Source organism: Rosenbergiella collisarenosi, from assembly GCF_018494085.1.
GTDB classification, from domain to species: domain Bacteria; phylum Pseudomonadota; class Gammaproteobacteria; order Enterobacterales; family Enterobacteriaceae; genus Rosenbergiella; species Rosenbergiella collisarenosi.
The window spans coordinates 1-22,023 of the sequence record NZ_JABBFP010000006.1 but is presented as its reverse complement, the minus strand read 5'-3'; the positions used below and the strand labels follow the sequence as shown (position 1 = coordinate 22,023).

General features: G+C 47.8%; 17 protein-coding genes. 10 read left to right on the top strand and 7 right to left on the bottom strand.

Annotated features, from left to right (window positions below; all coding sequences use genetic code 11):
- Positions 1-37: 37 nt before the first annotated feature.
- A complete protein-coding gene (priA, locus tag HGT70_RS10500) occupies positions 38-2,233 on the bottom strand; it encodes a primosomal protein N' (RefSeq protein WP_214195793.1) in 2,196 nt (731 codons plus the stop codon).
- Positions 2,234-2,465: 232 nt separating this feature from the next.
- On the opposite strand from priA, the gene rpmE reads away from it, so the two are divergent.
- Complete coding sequence (gene rpmE / locus HGT70_RS10495; RefSeq protein WP_071432745.1) at positions 2,466-2,678, top strand: 50S ribosomal protein L31; 213 nt, start codon at positions 2,466-2,468, stop codon at positions 2,676-2,678.
- A 79-nt stretch (positions 2,679-2,757) separates the two neighbouring features.
- On the opposite strand, the gene metJ is transcribed toward rpmE, so the two are convergent.
- Positions 2,758-3,075 carry a met regulon transcriptional regulator MetJ gene (gene metJ, locus HGT70_RS10490; protein WP_071432743.1) on the bottom strand — a complete coding sequence of 106 codons (318 nt, stop codon included), beginning with the start codon at positions 3,073-3,075 and terminating at the stop codon, positions 2,758-2,760.
- Between the two features lie 259 nt (positions 3,076-3,334).
- On the opposite strand from metJ, the gene metB reads away from it, so the two are divergent.
- Both metB and HGT70_RS10480 read left to right on the top strand, forming a co-directional pair.
- Positions 3,335-4,498: a cystathionine gamma-synthase gene (metB, locus tag HGT70_RS10485; RefSeq protein WP_214195792.1), complete on the top strand. Its 1,164-nt coding sequence runs from the start codon at positions 3,335-3,337 to the stop codon at positions 4,496-4,498.
- A gap of 2 nt (positions 4,499-4,500) precedes the next feature.
- The gene (locus HGT70_RS10480) at positions 4,501-6,936 is read left to right on the top strand and encodes a bifunctional aspartate kinase/homoserine dehydrogenase II (RefSeq protein ID WP_214195791.1); all 2,436 of its coding nucleotides are present in this window, start codon (positions 4,501-4,503) and stop codon (positions 6,934-6,936) included.
- A gap of 135 nt (positions 6,937-7,071) precedes the next feature.
- Here the strand turns inward: HGT70_RS10480 and ppc are convergent, their stop codons facing one another.
- The gene (gene ppc, locus HGT70_RS10475; RefSeq protein WP_214195790.1) at positions 7,072-9,723 is read right to left on the bottom strand and encodes a phosphoenolpyruvate carboxylase; all 2,652 of its coding nucleotides are present in this window, start codon (positions 9,721-9,723) and stop codon (positions 7,072-7,074) included.
- A gap of 232 nt (positions 9,724-9,955) precedes the next feature.
- Positions 9,956-11,101: an acetylornithine deacetylase gene (gene argE, locus HGT70_RS10470; RefSeq protein ID WP_214195789.1), complete on the bottom strand. Its 1,146-nt coding sequence runs from the start codon at positions 11,099-11,101 to the stop codon at positions 9,956-9,958.
- A gap of 159 nt (positions 11,102-11,260) precedes the next feature.
- Between argE and argC the strand changes: the two genes are divergently transcribed.
- From argC to argH, 4 genes are read left to right on the top strand one after another with little or no spacing between them, the layout of a single operon-like run.
- Complete coding sequence (argC, locus tag HGT70_RS10465; protein WP_214195788.1) at positions 11,261-12,265, top strand: N-acetyl-gamma-glutamyl-phosphate reductase; 1,005 nt, start codon at positions 11,261-11,263, stop codon at positions 12,263-12,265.
- A gap of 16 nt (positions 12,266-12,281) precedes the next feature.
- Positions 12,282-13,058 (top strand): acetylglutamate kinase, encoded by a 777-nt coding sequence (argB, locus tag HGT70_RS10460; protein WP_214195787.1) that lies wholly within the window; start codon positions 12,282-12,284, stop codon positions 13,056-13,058.
- 27 nt (positions 13,059-13,085) lie between these two features.
- Entirely contained in the window at positions 13,086-14,294 is a 1,209-nt protein-coding gene (locus HGT70_RS10455) for an argininosuccinate synthase (RefSeq protein ID WP_071432729.1), read from the top strand.
- Between the two features lie 53 nt (positions 14,295-14,347).
- The gene (argH, locus tag HGT70_RS10450) at positions 14,348-15,721 is read left to right on the top strand and encodes an argininosuccinate lyase (RefSeq protein WP_071432727.1); all 1,374 of its coding nucleotides are present in this window, start codon (positions 14,348-14,350) and stop codon (positions 15,719-15,721) included.
- 59 nt (positions 15,722-15,780) lie between these two features.
- On the opposite strand, the gene HGT70_RS10445 is transcribed toward argH, so the two are convergent.
- Positions 15,781-16,515: a glutathione peroxidase gene (locus tag HGT70_RS10445; RefSeq protein ID WP_071432725.1), complete on the bottom strand. Its 735-nt coding sequence runs from the start codon at positions 16,513-16,515 to the stop codon at positions 15,781-15,783.
- 135 nt (positions 16,516-16,650) lie between these two features.
- On the opposite strand from HGT70_RS10445, the gene oxyR reads away from it, so the two are divergent.
- Complete coding sequence (gene oxyR / locus HGT70_RS10440) at positions 16,651-17,568, top strand: DNA-binding transcriptional regulator OxyR (RefSeq protein ID WP_071432723.1); 918 nt, start codon at positions 16,651-16,653, stop codon at positions 17,566-17,568.
- Here the strand turns inward: oxyR and sthA are convergent.
- On the bottom strand, positions 17,551-18,951 hold the full coding sequence (sthA, locus tag HGT70_RS10435; RefSeq protein WP_071432720.1) for a Si-specific NAD(P)(+) transhydrogenase: 1,401 nt from the start codon (positions 18,949-18,951) through the stop codon (positions 17,551-17,553). The two genes, oxyR and sthA, sit on opposite strands and share 18 nt — an antisense overlap.
- Positions 18,952-19,142: 191 nt before the next feature.
- Between sthA and fabR the strand changes: the two genes are divergently transcribed.
- The gene (gene fabR / locus HGT70_RS10430) at positions 19,143-19,778 is read left to right on the top strand and encodes an HTH-type transcriptional repressor FabR (RefSeq protein WP_214195878.1); all 636 of its coding nucleotides are present in this window, start codon (positions 19,143-19,145) and stop codon (positions 19,776-19,778) included.
- Positions 19,779-19,815: 37 nt separating this feature from the next.
- Here fabR and trmA read toward each other — a convergent pair whose 3' ends face one another.
- Positions 19,816-20,916, bottom strand: a complete 1,101-nt coding sequence (gene trmA / locus HGT70_RS10425; RefSeq protein ID WP_214195786.1) for a tRNA (uridine(54)-C5)-methyltransferase TrmA — start codon at positions 20,914-20,916, stop codon at positions 19,816-19,818.
- A 145-nt stretch (positions 20,917-21,061) separates the two neighbouring features.
- On the opposite strand from trmA, the gene murI reads away from it, so the two are divergent.
- Positions 21,062-21,937 (top strand): glutamate racemase, encoded by an 876-nt coding sequence (gene murI, locus HGT70_RS10420; protein WP_071432716.1) that lies wholly within the window; start codon positions 21,062-21,064, stop codon positions 21,935-21,937.
- Positions 21,938-22,023: the final 86 nt, after the last annotated feature.

Sequence of the window (22,023 nt, the reverse complement as noted above, 5' to 3'; positions counted from 1 at the left end):
CGATTAACTTTAAGAGTTACCTCACAACCTTTTATTCTCAACTATCGGTGGGATCAACATCGAGCGACCATTTCACCTTTTTCTCCCCTGTGAGCGTGGTGACGAGTGATAAGCTTTGCGTAAGAAGTTGTTGTAGGCGTCCGCGAGAGGGGCTTTGTACCAATAGCTGCCAGCGCCAACGGCCTTGACGTTTGGCATGGAGTGCCGGTATAGGACCGACAATCCAACACTCTTTATCTTTCAGTGGGCTTGATTCAATAAGCGTACGGAGTTGCTGTAAAAACCGTTCTACCTGATCGCTATCGTGATGCTCAGCACGAAATATTGCTTGATTTGTATAGGGAGGCAGCTGCAACTGTTGTCGTAACTCAAGCGTCTCGGCCGCAAATTGAAAATAGCCTTTACCGAGTAATGTTTGCAGCAAAGGATGTTCCGGGTGGTGGGTCTGTAGTAGGACTTCACCTTGTTTACCGGCTCGTCCTGCTCGGCCCGCTACTTGCACGTAAAGCTGAGCAAAATGTTCTGTAGCTCTAAAATCTGCAGAAAAAAGAGCACCATCGACATCTAGCAATGCGACGAGCGTAACGTCTGGAAAATGGTGGCCTTTCGCGAGCATCTGTGTCCCAATTAATATTCTTGCTCCCCCCTGGTGGATTTGTGCTAAATGCTGTTCGAGCATCCCTTTTCTACGCGTTGTATCGCGGTCAATCCGCGTGACGGGAATCTCGGGGAACAATCCTTGTAAATGTTCCTCTAGCTGTTCAGTCCCCAAACCGGCAGGCATAAGATGTGAGGAACCACACTCAGGACATTGCCAGGGAATTGGCCGCTGGCTATCGCAGTGATGGCAGCGCAAACTGCGCTGCTGTTGATGGTAAGTGTAATAATGGTCGCAGCGCTGACACTCTGCAAGCCAGCCGCAATCATGGCAGAGGAGCGCAGGAGAATAGCCTCGGCGATTGAGAAACAGAAGAACTTGGTTACCTGCCTGTAGATGAGTGCGGATATGGCGAATAAGCTGGGGAGATAACCCCGATTGTAAAACAGCGGCTTTAAGATCGATCAGTTGCTGTTGTGCGGTGGTGGCATTACCTGCACGGCGGGTCAGGTTGAGCTGACGATACTTACCGACACGTACATTGTGTAGGGTTTCTAAGGCTGGTGTCGCCGAGCCAAGAATAATGGGAATATTTTCCTTATTTGCGCGATAGACCGCAAGATCTCGTGCGTGGTAGCGCCAGCCATCTTGTTGTTTGTAGGAGCTGTCGTGCTCTTCATCAACAATAATCACGCCGGGTCTAGCCAGTGGTGTAAAAAGTGCTGAACGTGTACCGATGACGATAGCGACTTCACCTCTTTTACTTTTCAGCCACACACTCAGGCGCTCGGTATCATTTAACCCAGAATGGATCACTTCAATGGGGGCATTGAAACGCTCCCTAAACCGAGCGATCGTCTGTGGGGTTAATCCTATTTCAGGGACCAGTACTAGCGCCTGCTTACCTTGTGCAAGAATATTTTCGAGGACGCTCAGATAGACTTCCGTTTTACCCGAGCCGGTTATCCCTGCTAATAGCCACGTCGAAAACTGCTGATTCATGCTATGTATGGCGCCCACCGCTGTCGCTTGCTCCGTGGTGAGCTTTAGCCGATCGCCGAGGACTTTAAACTGTGGGCGCCAATCCTCAAGCTCTTCGGCCAGTTCATACAGGTCACACCATCCTTTTTTACGCAGTGCCTGTAACGTACTTTCGGCTAGATCGTGTGTTGTCACGGCGGAGCGCAGCACTCCCCCTTGACGTAACAACATCATTGCTTGGCGCTGTTTTTCTGATCGTTTAATGTCTACTGGGTCAATGACCCTGCCGAGTTCGGTGAGCCGCCACTCGTAGCGGACAGGTTTACTCGCCTCTTTACCTTGTCGAAGATGAAGGGGGATAGCATGGAAGAGGATTTCACCGAGAGGGTAGTGGTAATAGCGATTTGACCACGTCAATAAGTCCCATAAGGAGCGAGGAAAAAGGCTGCAAGTATCAAGGACTTCATCAATAGGCTTTAACTGTTCTGCGCTAAACTCGCTCTGTTCACTGTGCGCCACGACAATACCGATCATCTTCCGACGACCAAAGCTTACCCGTACGCGACATCCTACCTGTGGCAGGCGTGGCTCTTCGGCGAGATAGTCGTAGAGTTTGGGTAGAGGAACGGGTAAAGCTACCTTGATGATGGTCATGTGCTGCTCATTTTCAGTGAACCGAAACGGTCAGTGTACCGTTTTCGACGCGGCGATTGAAATCGAGATTTGCATGTTGTTGTCTATTTTCTGTATAATATGACGCCTTCGTTATATAGCGGATTTGTTACGCGGCGAAGATATACACTTAAATTATTGTTCAATCGCGTGTGGTGCTGTGCAAGGTAAACTTGGCACGGAGAGCGACACGGCCTTCTACTGAGGTTATCCCATGAAAAAAGGTATTCATCCAGAATATAAAAACGTTACCATTTCTTGTTCTTGCGGTAATGTTATTGAAACGCGTTCAACCCTGCGTCAGCCTTTAAACCTAGACGTATGTGGTAACTGCCACCCATTCTACACCGGTAAACAACGTGTTGCAGATACTGGTGGTCGTGTTGATCGCTTCAACAAGCGTTTCAGCATCCCAAGCGCTAAATAAGTTTTCCAATCAGCGGGCACCTGCCTGTTGTATAAGAAACCCGGCAATTGCCGGGTTTTTTTATGGATAGAAATCGTTATTAGTACTCCCAAGTATCGGGATCAATACCCATCTCACGCATAATAATTTTTGCCGTTTCAGGGATCTCGTCGCTTCTTTCTTTACGAAGATCGTTGTCATCAGGCAAAGGTTGACCCGTAAAAGCATGCAAGAAAGCTTCGCAAAGAAGCTCGCTATTCGTAGCATGACGCAAGTTATTGACTTGCCGGCGCGTCCGCTCATCCGTCAGTATTTTTAATACTTTTAGTGGGATAGAAACAGTGATTTTCTTAACTTGCTCACTTTTTTTGCCATGTTCAGCATAGGGGCTGATATATTCGGCATTCCACTCGGCCATGGGGTACCTTATTATTAAATGTTAATTGCGGGAATTCAGCTTATTATGCCAGATATTGCAGATAAAACTGGATTTATTGGTCTAAGAACCGTCAAAAACAGATAATCTCTTCTAAGACCGGACGTTATGTACTGATTTTACCTTTTATCCGGGTATTGCTCAATCTACACGCAAATCTATTTGGATGTCTAGATGTGTTGACGTCTATTTTCCGCAAGGCTATGCTAGGGTTCACTTTACGACTCTTGGTTTATTCTCTATGACACAATTCAAGCAGGCGACAATTGCAGTACGCAGCGGGTTAAATGAAGATCACCAATATGGCTGCGTCGTTCCGCCGATCCATCTATCGACCACCTATAATTTTACTGATTTTAATGAACCTCGCGCCCACGACTATTCTCGACGGGGTAACCCTTCACGGGACGTGGTACAGCAAGCCTTAGCTGAATTAGAGGGAGGCGCTGGTGCGGTAATGACTAACACGGGGATGTCTGCCATCCTCCTTGTTACGACGGTCTTCTTAAAACCAGGAGAATGGTTGATCGCCCCCCACGATTGCTACGGCGGAAGTTATCGTTTATTTGATAGCTTACAGAAACGGGGAGCTTTCAACGTAAAATTTATTGACCAAGGTGATCCGCAAGCGGTTAATGAGGCGCTGAAGTTAAACCCTAAACTCTTCCTCATTGAAAGCCCAAGTAATCCGTTGTTGCGCGTCGTCGATATTAAAGGACTATGCCGAGCGGCACGCGCCGTCGGTGCAATAACTGTTGTCGATAATACTTTCCTTAGCCCGGCGCTCCAGAATCCTTTGCAACTCGGCGCGGATTTAGTGGTGCATTCTTGTACCAAATATTTGAATGGGCATTCCGATATTGTTGCGGGTACTGTTATTTCTCGTGATCCTCAACACGCGACCGATTTAGCGTGGTGGGCAAATAATATCGGCGTGACCGGTTCAGCCTTCGATAGTTATCTTTTACTAAGAGGGATGAGAACCTTATCGTTACGTACGAAAGCGGCGCAAGAGAATGCTCTCGCGATTGTTGATTATCTAAAAACTCAACCCTTAGTCAGTAAGCTTTACCATCCTTCGCTACCCAATAACCCCGGCCACGAATTTGCTCGTCGGCAGCAGCGCGGATATGGGGCGATGCTAAGCTTTGAGTTAGCGGGTGATGAAACAACGGTCCGTCAGTTCTTAAAATCGCTTCATCTCTTTACTTTGGCCGAATCGTTGGGTGGAGTAGAAAGTTTGATCTCTCATACTGCAACGATGACCCACGCGGGTATGTCCGCAGAAGCTAGAGCAGCCGCGGGGATTTCTGAAACGTTGCTCCGTGTTTCGGTAGGAATCGAGGATCACCATGATCTGATCGCCGATCTAGATCAAGCATTCCAACGTCTCGCGCAGGGGTAATTATGGTTGGCGGTACAGTTCTGAAGAGTGACGTTACACGACAGCTACATAAATTCGGGGGGAGTAGCCTTGCCGACCGACGTTGTTACTTACGGGTAGCGGAAATAATGGCTGAGTACAGCCATGCCGGGGATATCATGGTCGTCTCGGCAGCGGGGAGTACGACGAATCAATTAATTAATTGGTATCGCCTGAGCCAAACCGATAGGCTCTCGGCGTTTCAAGTTCAACAACATCTTCGTCGTTACCAGCTTGAACTGGTGGAAAGCTTATTACCCAAAGACTCTGCGGAAACTGTTGCCAGTCAATTTATTGCTGATGTGGATCATCTCTCTGTTCTCTTAGACGGTGAGGGGAGCGAGGCATTATATGCTCAGGTCGTCGGTCACGGAGAGATTTGGTCGGCGCGCTTAATGAGCGCGGTCCTGAATCACTCAGGTATTGATGCGCAGTGGATAGATGCTCGTTCTTTCCTGCGTGCTGAGCGTGCGGGGCAGCCTCGAGTCGACGAAGGTGAGTCCTATCCACTGCTACAACCGATCCTAACGCAATATCCCCACAAGCGTTTAGTCGTCACCGGGTTTATTTCCGCCAATCAGCAAGGTGAAACCGTATTATTGGGGCGTAATGGCTCCGACTATTCGGCGACTCAAATCGGCGCGCTGGCAGGTGTCAAGCGTGTCACTATTTGGAGCGATGTTGCAGGGGTATATAGTGCTGACCCACGTATTGTCGCAGATGCATGCTTATTGCCTCTTTTACGCCTCGATGAGGCGGCAGAATTGGCTCGCCTTGCTGCGCCAGTGCTGCACACGCGCACGTTACAGCCAGTTGCGACTAGCGATATCGATCTACAGTTACGCTGTAGCTATCAGCCGGAGGCCGGCTCAACGCGTATCGAGCGGGTATTAGCGTCTGGTACTGGTGCACGTATTGTCACCAGCCACGAAGATGTCTGCTTGATTGAAATACAGATCGGGCCTCGCCATGATTTCAATCAGCTATTAAGGGATATCGACCAATTCTTAGTTCGTACGCAATTACGACCACTTGCTCGAGGCGTACATAGCGACCGTCAACTGCTCCAGCTCTGTTACACCTCTGAGCTAGTCGAAAATGCGCTATCGCAGCTACAAGCCTCAGGATTACCGATTAATTTACGATTACGTGAAGGACGCGTACTGGTCGCTATGGTCGGTGCAGGAGTGACTCGTAACCCATTACACTGTCATCGCTTCTGGCAGCAAATTAAAGATCTCCCGGTGGAATTTGTTTGGCAATCAGAAGAGCAACTGAGTTTAGTGGCGGTGCTACGTAAAACTCCGCTTCCTTCTATCGTCCAAGGTTTACACCAATCGCTTTTCCGAGCTGAAAAGAGGGTCGGTATTGTTCTATTCGGTAAAGGAAATATTGGGTCACGCTGGCTAGAGCTCTTTTCGCGAGAACAGGAAAATCTCTCTGATCGGACGGCAATGGACTTCGTCTTAGCAGGAGTCGCGAATAGCCGACGTAGTCTGCTCAGTTACGATGGACTTGATGCCGCACATAGCTTAGCGAATTTTGAACGGGACGCGACGGCGTTGGATGAGGAGTCCCTTTTTCTGTGGATGCGCGACCACCCCTTTGATGAGTTAGTGGTACTCGATGTGACGGCAAGCGAGGCATTGGCGGAACAGTATCTGGACTTTGCAAGCTATGGCTTTCATGTCATCAGTGCGAATAAAGTGGCTGGAGCCTCAGCGAATCAACGGTGGCGACAAATTACCGATGCGTTTGGTAAAACCGGCCGATATTGGTTAACGAATGCCACAGTAGGCGCGGGTCTCCCTATCAACTACACCGTGAGAGATTTACGTAATTCTGGGGACAAAATCCTATCAATTAGCGGCATTTTTTCCGGCACTCTTTCGTGGTTGTTTCTTCAATATGATGGTTCGGTACCCTTTACCGAGCTTGTAGACCAGGCATGGCAGCAGGGGCTGACGGAACCTGATCCGCGCGTAGATCTTTCTGGTATCGATGTGATGCGTAAACTCGTCATTCTCGCGCGTGAAGCCGGGTCGGATATAGAACCTCATCAAGTGAAGGTTGAGTCATTAGTGCCGGAAGCTTGTCGGGAAAATTCCATGGACTATTTCTTCGAAAATAGTGAAGCTTTAGACGAGCAGATCCAGCAGCGTTTCGAAGCGGCTCAAGAGCTAGGATTAGTTCTGCGCTATGTGGCGCGATTCGATACGCGCGGCAAAGCCAAGGTCGGTTTAGAGGCACTTCGACCCGATCACCCTCTTGCGGCACTGCTACCGGGCGATAATGTGTTTGCTATTGAGAGTCGCTGGTATCGCGATAACCCTTTAGTTATACGTGGACCGGGCGCAGGTAGAGATGTGACGGCGGGAGCGCTGCTCTCTGATCTTAATCGATTAGCTAAGCTAATCTAACAGCCGTTAGACTCTAGCATTGAAAGCCAGGCAGGCCGCGAGTATACACGACCTGTCACGGTATAAGCCTTCGACCATTAAAAAGCCCCCCAACGCTGTGACTCGCGCTGGGGGGTTTTTTACTCATGATGATTGCTAGCCAGTATTACGCATTCCAGCGGCTACGCCTGCGATGGTAACCATCAGGGCTTGTTCAACATTTGGATCGGTAGGAAGGTTATCCGCCTCGGCCTGACGAGCACGATGGAGTAACTCAGCCTGCAAAACGTTTAGTGGGTCGGTATAAACGTTACGTAAAGCGATAGATTCAGCAATCCATGGGTGATCCGCCATTAGGTGAGCATCATTCGCGATAGTCAGTACCGTTTTAATATCTTCTGCCAGTTGCTCGCGTAACTGTTGACCCAGTGGCCAAAGCGCGGGGTCTACTAAGCGTTGATCGTAGTACTCGGCCAGCCACAGATCAGCTTTGGCAAAGACCATCTCTAGCATACCGATACGTGTCGAGAAAAACGGCCAGTCGCGGCACATCTCTTCCAGATTCTTTTGTTGCCCATGATCGATGGCGTTACTCAACGCCGCTCCGGCACCTAGCCAAGCGGGAAGCATTAAGCGGTTCTGGGTCCAGGCAAAAATCCATGGAATAGCGCGTAAGGACTCTACGCCACCGGTTGGACGTCGTTTGGCTGGGCGTGATCCCAAGGGGAGTTTACCTAGCTCTTGTTCTGGGGTGGCAGACCGGAAATAAGGAACAAAGTCTTTATTTTCCCGAATATATCCCCGATACATCTCACAAGAGTCCGCAGAGAGCTGTTGCATAACCTCGCGCCATTGTACTTTTGGCTCCGGTGGTGGCAGTAAGTTAGCTTCCAGAATGGCACTGGTATAAAGGGTTAAGCTGGCGATAGTGATTTCGGGTAAACCGTATTTGAAACGGATCATCTCGCCTTGCTCGGTGACACGCAGGCCACCGCGTAAGCTACCTGGAGGCTGCGAGAGCAATGCTGCATGAGCAGGGGCGCCGCCACGGCCTATCGAACCGCCACGACCATGGAAGAGTGTTAAAGCGACCCCGGATTTTTTACACGTTTTAATCAGCGCGTCTTGCGCTTGATATTGCGCCCAGCTCGCCGCCATAACCCCCGCATCCTTGGCGGAATCGGAATAGCCGATCATGATCATCTGCTTACCTTGGATAAAGCCTCGGTACCAGTCAATACTGAGTAGCTGCGTCATCACGCTATCGGCGTTATTCAAATCGTCGAGCGTTTCAAAGAGAGGGGCAACAGGGAGGGCATAACGAATACCAGCCTCTTTGAGAAGTAGATGTACCGCTAAGACGTCTGAAGGTGTCTTGGCCATTGAGATGACATAGGCGGCAATGGAGCCTTCAGGAACCTCGGCAGCGACTTGGCAAGTGTCTAAGACTTCTTGTGTCTCAGCGCTGGGTTGCCAGTGGCGAGGTAGCAGTGGACGTGGTGAGTTGAGTTCACGAATTAAGAAAGCCTGTTTATCTGCCTCAGACCAACTTTGATAGTCGCCAAGACCCAAGTAGCCAGTAATTTCGGAGATCGCTTCGGTGTGTCGAGTACTTTCTTGGCGTAAATCTATCCGCACCAGTGGGACACCAAAGCATTTCACACGACGTAGTGTATCAAGCAAATGACCATTTGCGATGATCCCCATACCGCTTTGCTGCAATGACTCATACAGGGCATAAAGCGGTTCCCAAAGCTGTTCGTTACTCACAATAATATCTTTAGGCGGTGTCACCGCTTCGCCTTTTAAACGAAACTCTAAGTAGTTTTGGGTGGCGATGAGCTGAGAGCGTAGGCGTTTGAGGATAAAGCGGTAAGGTTCTTGGACCTCTGCGCTTTGACACAGTGTCCTCACTGTTTCATTGCAATTCGACATCGACAGCTCGGAAATTAATACTGTCATATCCTTAATGAAAAGATCGGCGGCCTTCCAACGGCTGAGGCGAATAGCTTGACGAGTGACGATGGCGGTAACATTAGGATTCCCATCACGATCGCCTCCCATCCAAGAGGTAAACTTGACGGGGACAAAATCAACGGGGAGTGTAATACCGAAATTTGCGTGGACTTGCTCGTTCAATTCGCGCAGAAAGGCCGGCACCCCTTCCCATAAGCTATTTTCTACGACGGCAAAGCCCCATTTGGCTTCATCAATGGGGGTTGGGCGCTGTTTGCGTATTTCATCGGTATACCAAGCCTGCTCGACTAATTGGCGAAGGCGTCGCATGATTTTCGAGGTTTCGTAATCGGTTAAATCGTTGTGGTCGAGTCTGTCTAGACAGTTATTCACCTCGACTAACTTGTGGATCAGTGTTCGACGAGTAATTTCGGTAGGGTGAGCGGTGAGGACGAGCTCAATAGAGAGTTCCTCAATTGCCTGACAGATATCCTTCTCGGAGATATTGTCGATTTGTTTGAGTCGTTGAAACGTTTCTTGTAAGACTTCCGGTGGGCTTTCGCCAGGGGATTGATGCGAAACAGTTTGGTATTGTTCCGCGACATTGGTCAAGTTTAGGAATTGACTAAATGCGCGGGCGACTGGCAAGAGTTCATCGTTGGATAAGTTTTGTAAGGTCGTCAGTAATGCCTCACGGTCGCTATCATTGCCGGCGCGCGACCCCTTAGAAAGTTTTCTTATCGATTCGACGCGTTCTAATATCTCATCACCTAAAGCATTTTTAATCGTGTCGCCAAGTAGTTTACCAAGCATACTCACGTTACTACGCATAGCTGAATATTGTTCGTTCATGTAATGCCCTTACCCCTTAGCGATTGTCTGCCCAACGATCGTTGTTATTGGTTTTTTGTATACCTATCTAGCCATGTAACTGAATGCACGTCAAATCTGAGAAAATAACGGCTTATATTAATAACTTACTGAATTATCGACGTTATTCGATGAATAAGGACGATTGTGCTGAACTCCCTACACCTATAAAGGTTTTTTATCTATTGCTGACTCATCGGCTACTATCTCTTACTTAACAAAAATGATGGATTAATTTTTTCAGTAGCTGGTCGGTCGGCTCGATAAATTTTGTCTCCAGATACTCGTCAGGTTGGTGTGCCTGTTCGATAGAGCCAGGCCCTAATACTAGGGTGGGGCACAGCTGTTGGATGAAAGGCGCCTCCGTGCAGTAATTCACAATCTCAGTCTTGGTGTCTAAGACTTTCTCTATCAGTGAGACTAATGGATGATGCACGGGGCATTCGTAACCAGGGATAGGCGGATGTAGATCAGTAATCGTCAATCGGCCAGGCCACTGTTCACTGATTGGTGCGAGTGCTTCGGCCAACAACTCATGCAGGTCCGTGAGTGAAAGCCCAGGAAGCGGGCGGATATCCATATGCAATTCACAGCAAGCACAGATTCGATTTGGAGCATCGCCACCAGAAATTTTCCCAAAATTCATCGTTGGATAGGGAATAACAAATCCATCATGGTTGAAGCGCTCTTTAAGTTGGCGACGAAGGCCTTGTAGTTCAGTGATCGAGTCATGCATTAACTCGATCGCATTGATCCCCTTCTCAGGATCGCTTGAGTGTCCAGAGTGACCTTCGATACGAATTGCTTTAGAAAGATGTCCTTTATGCGCCCTGACTGGCTGTAATGACGTCGGCTCGCCAATGACCGCACAATCAGGGCGAATAGTCGTCGACTGTGCAAAGTAGCTGGCGCCTGCCATCGTGGTTTCTTCGTCGGCAGTCGCCAGTATATAGAGCGGTTTGGTGAGTGAGCGTAAATCAATGGTGGTTAATGCCGTAAGAATAAAGGCAAAGAAGCCTTTCATATCAGCAGTCCCTAAACCGTATAGACGATTATCTCGCTCAGTGAGGGTGAAGGGATCTTGTGTCCAACGCCCTTCATCGTAAGGGACGGTGTCAGTATGACCCGCGAGTAACAGCCCGCCAGATCCCTGACCATACTTAGCCAATAAATTGAATTTATCTCTTGTATGAGGAACAGGTTGTAGCTCAACGCTAAAGCCTAATTGCTCGAACCAGTTAGCCAGTAAAGTGATGAGTGGCTTGTTACTTTGGTCTAGTACAGAATCTGTCCCACTGATTGAAGGTGTCGCGATTAATTGGCGATAAATTTCGATAAAAGGGGGTAATTTGTTATTCACTGTTGACGCTCCTTTGATTAGGATGTACAAATAATCATGCAAATTATGTGAATAAAAATACATTATCGAGTCTCGTAATGACAATGATTTATTCACTATCCAAGGGAAAGTAGAGACTTTACCCGCATCTGTTGACGAGAGCTGAGAAGGTTTTTTCTAATGTTAAATGCATTGATTGTTGGCGCTAGTGGATACGCTGGTGCGGAGCTGGCAACTTACTTAAATCGTCACCCAGAAGTAAACCTCGCGACCATTGCGGTCTCTGCACAAAGTGCCGATGCCGGTAAATTATTATCAGATCTTTATCCGCAACTCAAAGGTCGTCTCGACCTCACTCTGCAGGGAATGACTGATCCACAAGCTTTAGCCGACCAACATGACATTGTTTTTTTAGCAACAGCGCATGAAATTAGCCACGATTTAGCGCCAATATTCCTTGCAGCAGGCTGTACAGTCTTCGACTTGTCAGGAGCCTTCCGCGTCAACGACCCAGATTTTTATACTCGCTACTATGGATTTACCCATCAGCATCCTGACTGGCTAGCCAAAGCGGTATATGGACTAGCAGAATGGCAGGCAGATAAAATACTGACCGCTCAGCTTGTGGCTGTACCCGGCTGCTACCCGACCGCCGCGCAGTTAGCATTAAAACCCCTATTAGACCGTCAGTTGCTGAATACTGAATTCTGGCCAGTCATCAACGCAACTAGTGGTGTCAGTGGTGCTGGACGTAAGGCTGCGCTGAAAACCAGCTTATGTGAGGTGAGCTTACAACCCTACGGTATTTTCACGCATCGGCATCAACCTGAGATTGCGGCACATCTTGGAACCTCGGTTATCTTTACTCCTCATTTAGGAGACTTTCCGCGAGGCATCTCAGAAACAATCACTTGTCAGTTAAGAACAGCGGTTTCGCGTGAAGAGATCTTAGCCATTTTTCATCAAGCTTATGATAATCAGCCGCTTGTAAGGCTTTACGATGAAGGCGTTCCCGCGCTTAAAGGTGTGATAGGCCTTCCATTCTGCGATATCGGTTTCGCGGTTGAAGGAAAGCATCTTATTTTGGTTAGCGTGGAAGATAACTTATTGAAAGGGGCAGCTTCGCAAGCCGTGCAGTGCTTGAATATCCGGTTTGGCTTTGCGCCGACCGTCTCCTTACTTTAAAAAAGAGTCAACGATTATGGCAAATCCATTAATTATCAAAGTAGGTGGCGTGTTGTTAGACAGTGAAGAAGCGCTTGCGCGTCTCTTCGAAGCGTTACAACACTATCGTATGCAGCACCAACGACAGTTAGTGATCGTTCATGGTGGTGGTTGCTTAGTTGACGAGTTGATGGGGCAGCTTAATCTCCCCGTTAAGAAACAGAATGGCTTACGCGTAACCCCGGCCGACCAAATCGATATTATTACTGGTGCGCTGGCCGGGACGGCGAATAAGACCCTGTTAGCGTGGGCAAAAAAATATGCTATCCCAGCCGTAGGGCTATCTCTGGGAGATGGCAATATTACGCAAGTCACGCAATTGGACGAGTCGCTAGGTCATGTCGGTCATGCCTCTGCTGGAAATCCAGCATTATTACAGACACTTTTAGCCGCTGAATATTTGCCAATTATCAGTTCTATCGGTATTACTGATGGGGGGCAGCTGATGAACGTTAATGCAGACCAAGCGGCGACAGCGTTAGCGGCAGCCTTAGGAGCAGATTTAATTCTGCTTTCCGACGTTAGCGGTATCCTAGATGGTAAAGGGCAAAAAATTGATCAGATGTCGGCTAAGATGGCAGAAACATTGATTGATCAAGGCATTATTACCGACGGGATGATTGTTAAAGTCAATGCTGCATTAGATGCGGCGCGTACCCTGAACAGACCGGTTGATATTGCCAGCTGGCGACATGCTGAAAAACTGCCAGACTTATTTAATGGCTTAGCCATTGGTACACGAATTGTTGCGTAAATTAATGAATATTTTCAAGGATCTATAATGCAAACTCACAATATTAATAAAATCGTTTTAGCGTATTCAGGCGGTCTTGACACCTCGGCGATTATCCCTTGGTTAAAAGAGAATTATGGCTGTGAGGTTGTCGCGTTTGTCGCCAACGTTGGCCAAGATCCTGCGGATTTAGAAGGTGTAGAGAAAAAGGCGATGCAGTCTGGAGCCAGCGAATGTCACGTCGTCGACCTACGTGAAGAGTTTATCCGTGAGTATGTGTACCCAGTGTTGCAGACTGGTGCGCTGTACGAAGGCACTTACCTACTGGGTACCTCTATGGCGCGTCCCATTATCGCTAAGGCTCAAGTTGAAGTCGCGCTGAAAGTGGGTGCGGACGCACTGTGTCACGGTGCGACGGGTAAAGGTAATGACCAAGTACGCTTCGAAAGTACTTATGCGGCTTTAGCACCACAGTTAAAAGTCATTGCGCCGTGGCGTGAATGGGATCTACGTTCTCGTGAGGCTTTACTCGATTACCTCAAACAGCGCGATATCCCGACTACCGCGAGTTTAGAAAAAATCTACAGTCGTGATGAAAATGCGTGGCATATCTCTACAGAAGGCGGTGTATTAGAAAGCCCTGCTAATGCTGCGAACCAAGATTGCTGGGTCTGGACCGTCGATCCCCTAGACGCACCAGACCAACCTGAAGAAATTACCCTGTCGGTAGAGAAAGGCAAAGTAGTCGCCGTGAATGGTGAGAGACTAAGCCCGTTCCAAGCATTAGAAAAATTGAATGTCCTGGGTGCCAAACATGGCGTTGGCCGGATTGATATTGTCGAGAACCGTTTAGTCGGTATGAAGTCGCGTGGCTGCTATGAAACCCCGGGCGGGACTATTATGGTCAACGCGTTACGTGCAGTTGAGCAACTGGTTCTAGACCGTGACAGTTTCAAATGGCGTGAGCAGCTCGGCTTAGAGATGTCTTACGTTGTTTACGATGGTCGTTGGTTTACCCCGATCCGCAAAGCGCTGCAAGCCTCAGCTGAATCGTTAGCGGAAGAGCTGAATGGCGAAGTCGTTATCCGTCTTTATAAAGGGCATGCTACGGCAATTAAAAAGAAATCCGACAATAGCCTGTATTCTGAAGAATTCGCGACCTTTGGCGAAGATGAGGTGTATGATCATAGCCATGCGGAAGGATTTATTCGCCTTTACTCGCTGTCTTCTCGTATCCGGGCATTAAAACAACAATAAGTTTTTGGGTGGCCGTGAGGCCACCTCTTTATCTATTTCTCAGGAGAGTTACCATGGCATTGTGGGGCGGGCGGTTCACTCAGGCAGCCGATCAACGGTTCAAACATTTCAACGACTCATTACGCTTTGACTATCGTTTGGCTGAGCAAGATATTACGGGGTCGGTAGCGTGGTCGAAGGCTTTGGTTACCGTTAATGTGCTCACGGCTGAAGAGCAACAACGACTTGAGCAGGCTCTGGTTGCATTACTAAGTGAAGTGCGTGAAAACCCGATGCAGATCCTGGAGAGTGATGCCGAAGATATCCACAGTTGGGTCGAAGGTAAGCTTATTGAGAAGGTAGGGGCGTTAGGTAAAAAGCTTCATACGGGACGTAGCCGTAATGACCAAGTTGCGACCGACCTAAAATTATGGTGTAAGTTTCAGGTAGCTGAACTGATCAGCGCAGTAAGAGCCTTACAGAGCGCTCTTGTTGAGACAGCGTCAGCACATCAAGATGTTGTTATGCCAGGCTATACGCACTTACAACGTGCGCAACCTATTACTTTTGCTCACTGGTGTTTGGCTTATACCGAGATGCTCGCACGCGATGAGAGCCGTTTAGAGGATGCACTGAAGCGCATTGATGTGAGCCCATTAGGATGCGGTGCTCTAGCAGGAACGGCATACCCCATCGATCGTGAGCAATTAGCCGACTGGTTAGGATTTTCCAGCGCCACCCGTAACAGCCTCGACTCTGTCTCTGACCGCGACCATGCGTTGGAGTTGATGAGTCATGCCTCTATCAGCATGATACACTTATCACGCTTTGCAGAAGATATGATTTTCTTTAATTCTGGAGAGGCTGGATTTATTGAGTTATCAGATAAGGTGACGTCGGGCTCCTCATTAATGCCACAGAAGAAAAACCCGGATGCGCTAGAGCTTATCCGCGGGAAATGTGGGCGAGTACAAGGGGCACTCACGGGCATGATGATGACGCTTAAGGGGCTTCCTCTAGCTTACAATAAGGATATGCAAGAGGATAAAGAGGGCTTATTTGATGCACTCGATACATGGCTAGAGTGCCTACATATGAGCTGTCTGGTATTGGAAGATATTCAACTAAATCGTGCACGCTGCCAAGAAGCGGCGGAACAAGGCTATGCGAACTCCACAGAGTTGGCGGATTATCTAGTGGCTAAGGGTGTCCCTTTCCGTGAAGCGCATCATATTGTCGGTGAAGTGGTCGTTGCAGCCATTAAACAAGGTATTCCTCTTGAACAACTCTCGCTGGAATATTTCAAACAGTTTAGCAACACGATAGAGGCAGATGTTTATCCTCTACTTTCGCTTCAGTCTTGTCTCGATAAGCGTAATGCGAAAGGCGGTGTTGCTGGTGAACAAGTCGCTTACGCGATTGAACAAGCTCGCGTACGGCTAGCATAAAAAAAAGCGGACGAAAATTCGTCCGCTACCCTGGTGTGGCACTTTCTTCTTATCGATATTTATACTGCGAAATGTTTTTCTAAGTCGTCGCTGCCCCCGATGTGGCGGCCTCCGATAAAGACTTGTGGTACGGTTGAGCGGCCAGTGATCGCGCGTAAGCTAACAGTGGTAGCGTCTTGTCCCAACACCAACTCTTCATATTGTAGACCTTTGTCTTGCAATAACTGCTTCGCTTTTGCACAGAAAGGACAGCCAGGCTTGGTGATGATCGAGACAGACTCTTGGAGTTTGTGGTCAGGTGCCAAATACTTAAGCATAGTATCTGCATCTGATACTTCGAACGGGTCGCCCGGTAGATCTGGCTCAATAAACATTTTCTCAATTTTGCCATCGCGAACGAGCATCGAATAACGCCATGAACGCTCGCCGAACCCTAAGTCATCTTTACCCACAAGCATGCCCATACCGCGGCTAAAATCACCATTACCGTCTGGGATAAAAGTAATTTTCTCAGCGTGTTGGTCTTGTTTCCATGCATTCATAACGAAAGTATCATTCACGGATACGCATAGGATTTCATCGACGCCATGCGCCGCAAAGACACTGTGCAGCTCGTTATAACGAGGAAGATGGCTAGACGAGCACGTAGGGGTGAACGCACCAGGCAAAGAGAAAACAATGACTGTTTTATTTTTGAATAAATCGTCGGTGCTCAGATCGACCCACTTGTCGCCCTGACGGGTATGAAAAGTGACTTGCGGGACGTTTTTACCTTCTTGATTCTCTAATGGCATGTTGTGCTCCACTATTTAATATTTAATGTAGGTTGACTCTTTGTTGACTGAATAATATAAGACATTCCTTGATAGGGCTAATCGTTCATTGCTATGCTACCTATCGTTACGACCTATCATAAAGGAAGGGAATTAATGAACATCCGTGATCTGGAATATCTTGTTTCTCTCGCAGAACATCGTCATTTTAGACGAGCGGCTGATGCTTGTCATGTTAGCCAACCTACCTTGAGTGGGCAGATCCGTAAGCTAGAAGATGAGTTAGGAGTAATGTTGCTGGAAAGAACCAGCCGCAAGGTATTATTTACACAAGCGGGGTTACTTCTCGTCGATCAGGCACGGACGGTATTACGCGAAGTTAAAATTTTGAAGGAAATGGCCAGCCAACAAGGTGAAACCATGTCGGGGCCGCTACACATTGGACTAATCCCCACTGTCGGTCCGTACTTGCTACCGCACATTATCCCTATGCTTCACAAAAGCTTCCCAAAACTTGAGATGTACCTCCACGAAGCACAAACGCATCAGCTACTGACGCAACTTGATAGTGGTAAATTAGATTGCGCAATTATGGCATTGGTAAAAGAGTCTGAAGCTTTCATTGAGGTTCCCCTTTTTGACGAACCGATGAAGTTAGCCGTATACAGTGATCACCCGTGGCGTGACCGTCAATCTATCCAGATGGCAGATCTTTCAGGGGAGAAATTATTGATGTTGGAAGATGGACACTGTCTACGCGATCAGGCAATGGGGTTCTGTTTTCAGGCGGGAGCGGACGAAGACACACATTTTCGGGCGACGAGTCTTGAGACTCTGCGGAACATGGTTGCGGCGGGAAGTGGCGTGACCCTGATGCCGGCATTAGCCGTGCCGAGCGAGCGTGAAAGAGATGGTGTTTGTTATATTGGCTGTGAATCACCAGTACCACAACGCACAATTGCGCTAATTTATCGCCCTGGTTCACCTCTGCGAAGCCGCTATGAGCAACTTGCAGAGGCGATTAGCGCGCACATGTACGCACTACCGGCAGACGTACTAAAACAGCCTATTTAAGCCGTTTAACGCTGCAACGCGATAGGCTTCAGCCATCGTTGGATAGTTAAAGGTGGTATTCACGAAGTACTCGATCGTATTACCACCGTTCTTCTGCTCCATGATGGCTTGGCCGATATGAATGATCTCAGCGGCCCTCTCACCGAAGCAGTGAATGCCCAAAATTTCTTTCGTTTCACGATGGAAAAGAATTTTAAGGCTACCAACATTCATACCGACGATTTGCGCACGTGCGAGGTGCTTGAATTGCGCGCGACCCACTTCGTACGGCACTTTCATAGCCGTTAATTGCTGTTCGGTTTTCCCAATTGAGCTAATCTCCGGAATAGTATAGATACCTGTTGGTATGTCCTCGACCAGATGCGCAGTCGCTTCGCCCTTGACGATGGCTTGTGCAGCGATACGACCTTGGTCGTAAGCTGCTGAGGCTAGGCTTGGATAACCGATAACGTCGCCTACTGCGAAAATATGAGGCTGGCTAGTCTGGTACATGTTATTGACTTTTAGTAAGCCGCGGCCATCTGCCTCAAGCCCTGCATTTTCTAAAGAGAGCGAATCGGTATTACCTGTCCGTCCATTAGCAAATAATAAGCAGTCGGCTTTCATCTTCTTACCAGATTTGAGGTGCATAATCACCCCATCTTCGACACCTTCAACTTTCTCGAACTCTTCGTTATGGCGGATGACTACCCCATTGTTCCAAAAGTGATAGGAGAGTGAATCTGACATTTCTTGGTCTAAGAACGCTAATAAACGGTCGCGGGTATTGATCAGATCAACTTTTACGCCCAAACCACGGAAGATGGAGGCGTACTCGCAGCCAATCACGCCAGCACCGTAGATAATGACATGGCTCGGCTCGTGTTTTAGGTCCAAGATCGAATCGGAATCGTAGACACGCGGGTGGGTAAAGTCGATGTTATCGGGGTGATAAGGACGTGACCCACAGGCGATGACAAATTTCTCGGCTGTAAGCAGTTCGACAGAGCCATCATGAGCCGTGAGTTCGATAGTGTGTGCATCGATGAAGCGTGCATCACCTTGGTACAGCGCGCAGTGGTTTCTCTCATAAAACCCTTGGCGCATATTTGTTTGCTGTTGGATGACATTTTCGGTATGTCTAAGAATATCAGCAAAAGAGGAGCGTAATAAGCGAGAGTGATCGCTGTATAGGGGGTTCAAATTGAACTCGATGATACGGCTAACAGCGTGACGTAAAGCTTTAGAGGGAATTGTCCCCCAGTGCGTACAACCACCACCGATATTGTGATAGCGTTCAACAACAGCAATGTGAGCACCTTGCTTAACCAGGCCCATTGCTGCACCTTCACCACCAGGTCCGGAACCAATGACAATGGCGTCGTAATCGTAAGACTGTTTCATACCCATATGTCCTATTTCTCTATACATTTTTACAACCTGATTCTAACATCTTCGTGATACTAGCTAAATGGTAAAACCTTTTTTCCGCATTTCTGCGCAAAGATTTAAGTAACAGAGCGTAATAATGTTTCCGACGCTGTACGCTGAAACTTTGGTATAGTCTTACCATGAAAGATAAAAAGGCAGAAGTCATGGGCGTTAGGGCGCAGCAAAAAGAACGTACAAGGCGAGCACTTGTTGAAGCTGCATTTAGTCAACTCAGTGCTGAACGTAGTTTTGCTAGCCTAAGTCTACGAGAAGTTGCGCGTGAGGCAGGGATCGCGCCAACCTCTTTTTATCGACATTTCAAGGATGTTGATGAATTGGGACTCACTATGGTTGATGAGAGTGGTCTTATGCTTCGTCAGCTGATGCGTCAAGCGCGACAGCGTATTGCTAAAGGGGGCAGCATTATTCGGACCTCTGTTGCGACCTTTATGGAATTTATCGGTAATAATCCAAACGCCTTTAGGCTACTTTTACGCGAGCGGTCGGGGACCTCTTCTGCATTTCGTGCAGCGGTTGCACGAGAGATTCAACATTTTATCGCTGAATTAGCTGACTATTTAGAACTCGAAAATCATATGCCGAGAAGTTTTACTGAAGCCCAGGCTGAGGCAATGGTCACTATTGTGTTCAGCGCAGGGGCCGAGGCCTTGGATATCGACCTGACGCATCGTCGACTACTTGAAGAGCGTTTAGTCCTGCAATTAAGGATGATTTCCAAAGGTGCTTACTACTGGTACCGCCGAGAGCAAGAGCGATTGGCGCTACAAAGCGAAGAGTAAGAATGATGAACCCTATTCAAAATAGGGTTCCATAGCGCTAGCGTAATGTGAGTAAAACGCCAGACTCCATATGATGGGTGTAGGGAAACTGATCGAATAACGCAACACGTGAGATGGTGTGCGTTTTTCCCAATACCGAGAGGTTTTCGCAAAGCGTTTCTGGATTACAGGATATATAAAGGATACGTGGATATTGCTGCACCATAGCTAGCGTTTGCTCGTCAAGCCCACTGCGCGGTGGATCGACAAAAATAGTCTCACAATTGTAAGCGCTTAGGTCGATACCTTTCAGACGATTAAACGCCCTAACGCCCTGCATGGCTTGCGTAAACTCTTCAGCTGACATTCGAATAATTTGTAGATTATCAATATGATTGGCAGCGATGTTGTATTGCGCTGATTCCACTGACGGTTTTGCTATTTCTGTCGCAAGCACTCGCTGAAAGTTTTTTGCTAGAGCGATAGAGAAATTACCATTGCCGCAATATAGCTCAAGAAGATCGCCGGTTGAATCCTCAGTGATAGCCTGTGCCCATTCGAGCATAGAAATATTGATAGCGGCATTAGGTTGCGTAAAGCTATTCTCAACTTGTCGATAAACGAGTGTTTCACCATTTACGTTGAGTGCTTCTTCTATATAGTCTTTATCTAATGTAATTTTAGTTTTAGTGGCTCGGCCTATAATATCGAGAGTAAAACCTTGGTCACGTAGGCTGTCGCGTAAGTCACGCGCGGCAGCGATCCAATCATCCTGTAGCGGACGGTGATAGAGAAGAGTGACTAAGGCTTCACCACTAAGAGTAGTGAGGTAGTCAATTTGAAATACTTTATGTCGCAGCACCTGATTCTTTTTTAGTGCATCGATCATAATCGGCATCAATTGATTGATTAACTCACTTGCGGCCGGAAACTGCTCGACGCGAATCCGTGACTTGGTTTGTTGGTCGAACATGATATGGTACAAGTCGTCATTTTCATGCCATAAACGGAATTCCGCACGCATACGGTAATGACTCACAGGGGAGCGGAAAACCTCGATTTCTGGATGTTCATAAGATGATAACAAGTGGCTGAGGCGCTGGCGCTTTTCAGTCAGCTGAGCATCGTATTGTGCTATGGGAAGATGTTCCGGAGTCATAAATTGAACCTATAGGATAACCTGATCAGCGCTGAATTGTAGGGATTCTATATACGATGTCCAGTTTCTCTCGTAATCAGTTGCTGAGTTAATTGTGTAGAGAATGATATCATTACTGTCATAATCAGATGCGTACGAGAAATTAATGGTTATTCCGATTCAATCTCCTTCAGAAGAGTCAGCCCGTACTCCAACTCTCTCTCCAACAATACTGATCATCGATTCTGGAGTAGGGGGGCTTTCTGTTTATAGTGAAATAAAGAAGCTACTACCGATGGCTCATTATCTTTATGTCTTCGATAATGAAGGGTTCCCCTATGGAACGAAACAGGAAGCTTTTATTATTGAGCGTGTGCTACATATTACGCAGCAGATAGCTCAACGTTATACCATCGACCTTGCAGTGATTGCTTGCAATACGGCCAGCACGATTACACTCCCCCCGCTCCGTCATACTTTTGACTTCCCAGTGATAGGCGTTGTGCCCGCGATTAAACCGGCTGCGCAATTGACGCGTAATGGCATCATTGGTTTACTCGCTACGCAGGGTACGATACAGCGAGAGTATACGTATAAACTTATCAAGCAATTTGCTGAAGGATGTCGTATCGAGATGTTAGGAGCATCTTCGTTAGTGGAACTAGCGGAGCATAAACTCCATCATCAAGAAGTAGACCTAGATGATGTACGCTCTGCCGTGGAGCCATGGTTACATCTCACCACAGTTCCTGACACGATTATTTTAGGGTGTACTCACTTCCCTTTATTAAAGGATGAGCTAGAACAGGTCTTTCCAGAAAACACGCTATTTATTGATTCTGGCTCTGCTATCGCGAGGCGAGCGATTTATTTACTCAGGGACAACAACATAAATAGCTCAATGGGGCTACCCAACACTGCGTTTTGCACAAAAGAAGATGATAAATTAGCCGCACTTTTACCCGTTTTGCATCAATATGGTTTCGAAATCTTAGAGAATCTTACAAATAATAAGCAAATTGCACGAATCTCCAGCAACTGATTATTTTTATTAAATAATCCCTTGCGCTCTCAGCGGAACTCCCTATAATGCGCATCCACTGACACGGCAAAGCACGATACGCAGCG